We start from the raw sequence: 2,284 nt of genomic DNA on the forward strand, positions 1-2,284 counted from the left end.
CCCGGGGCTTGCTTGAGCCGTGTGCCTGGAAAGCGGGCAAGCACGGTTCTGAGGGGGCCCCGGCGCAGTAATGCGCCGGGGCTACCCGACAACACGGGCCGACCACATCACCGCCGCCCGCCTGGCCCTGGCCCAACTGCCCAAGCGCTACTGGCGGGGACGGCAGACCCTCGTATGCACCGATTCCGGCGGCGGCACCCACGGGTTCGTCGCCTGGCTCGTGAAGCGGGCCGCTGGCTGTCCTACTCCGTCGGCATGACGGTCACCGACACCATCCACCAGCACGTGCTGAAGATCCCGGCATCAGCCTGGCCCTGGCCATCGAGACCGACGGCGAAGTCCGTGACGGGGCATGGGGCGCCGAGTTCACCGGCAGCCTACTGGAGGGCTGGCCGAAGGGCATGCGGCTGATCGTCCGCAAGGAACGGCCTGTGCGCCGTGAGGCGCTGTTGATTCGAACGGAGGTGGGAGACCTTCGTCGCTGATCCTGTCGCAGCAGGACGGTGGAGCTGAGGGCAGTCTGATCCGGGTGGTGCCGGTGAGGGCGGGAAGCAGCCCTGACAAAGCCGGGACGTGCCAGCACTGCCAGATGGTGCGGGTCCGGCGAGCGGGACGGAAAGGAGTACGAGAGGAACCGGCGTTTACGTCCCTTCATCTTGCACCGGCTCAAATCTGGCGGATATGGGCCGGGGGCGGTGCGCAACCCACCGGATATCGGTGGGTAACTCCTGGGTCGGATAGGACGGCTGGCCGGGAAACCACGGTGAATTGCTGTGGGGTAGCCGTGGTGATGCCGCAGGGGCAGAGTCGGGCTCCTCCTCCGTCGAGCGAATCACAGTGAACACGGGAACCATCCGGGTCTTGCCACCCGGCCGGGCCGCCAGCCCGGGAGGGTGGCTGAGCGCACCGACCGCTGACCGGGCTGGGATGGGCGGAGCCGTCGTAGTACTCCGAGCCGGGGAAAGCCCGGCGCATGGGGAAGGACGGCAGCGGTTTCGAGAAGGGAAGGAGGCTGCAACGTCGAAAGACGCGCCGGTGAACACCGGCGCCACGAACGCGACGGACCCGGTGGGGCCACGTGCTCGGGTATCGAGGATGCAGGCCAAGCTTCACCGTTGGGCGGCGGCCGATCCCGGCCGCAGGTTCGACGACCTGTTCAACTTCGTGCACGATCCGGCGACACTGTTGGTGGCGTTCGAGCGGGTCGCGGGCAACACCGGCGCGAAAACTCCCGGAGTCGACGGCCTGACCGTCGCCGATATTGAGGAGATCGCCGGGATTTCCGGGTTCCTGGACGGCCTGCGAACCCAGTTGAAGGACGGATCGTTCCGTCCGCTCCCGGTGCGGGAACGCAAAATCCCCAAGCCAGGTAGCAGCGCAAAGGTCCGGAAGCTGGGAATTCCGACCATTGCGGACCGGGTCGTTCAGGCGGCGCTGAAGCTCGTGCTGGAGCCGATGTTCGAGGCCGGCTTTCTGCCTGTCTCATACGGGTTCCGGCCGAAGCGACGGGCACACGATGCAGTCGCGGAGATTCAGTATTTCGGCACCAAAGGCTACCGCTGGGTGCTGGATGCGGATATCGAAGCGTGCTTTGACTCGATCGACCACACGGCCCTCATGGACCGGGTGCGGACTCGGGTCAAGGACAAGCACGTGCCCATGCTGGTCAAGGCGTTCCTCAAGGCCGGGGTCATGACCGAAACCGGTCACTTCGAGGACAACCCGACTGGCACGCCGCAAGGAGGCGTCCTGTCTCCGCTGCTGGCCAACATCGCCCTGAGCGCGCTCGATGAGCACGCCCACGGGCCGTGGCGGCCGGGCGGGGTGATGGGCAGCCCCGTAAGTCGCGCCCTCCGTCGCCGGAGGGGATTGCCGAACTGGCGGATCGTCCGCTACGCGGACGATTTCGTCGTGCTCGTGTTCGGTGACTGTGACGCTGCGGAAGCGCTGCACGAGGAAATCGCTGATGTGCTCGCGCCATTGGGGCTTCGGTTCTCCGAAGCCAAGACCCGCGTCGTGCACATGAGCGAAGGGTTCGACTTCCTTGGGTTCCGTCTCCAGTGGAAACGCAAGCGAGGTACGGACAAGTGGTACGTCTACACCTTCATCGCCGACCGGCCTATCCGGTCCTTGAAGGACAAGATCCGTGCCCTGACACACAGGTTGTCGCAACAGCCACCCAGGGACGTGCTGGGAGGTTTCCCCCTGGTCGTGGACACCCTGGACACTGGAACTATGAAGTTCCAGAGATCAGGAGTTCCCGTTGGGGACCTACAAGTACTCG

General features: G+C 65.8%; 1 protein-coding gene and 1 pseudogene. Both read left to right on the plus strand.

All coding sequences use genetic code 11. The features are described 5' to 3' along the window. Positions 1-91 precede the first annotated feature (91 nt). A pseudogene (locus ACFC02_RS42295) lies at positions 92-431 on the plus strand (transposase); the annotation flags it as partial. A gap of 664 nt (positions 432-1,095) precedes the next feature. Then, positions 1,096-2,284 (plus strand): group II intron reverse transcriptase/maturase (ltrA, locus tag ACFC02_RS42300; RefSeq protein WP_376368312.1); only part of this gene is annotated, 1,189 nt, incomplete at its 3' end.

The organism is Streptomyces sp. NPDC056160 (assembly GCF_042268205.1).
GTDB lineage: Bacteria > Actinomycetota > Actinomycetes > Streptomycetales > Streptomycetaceae > Streptomyces.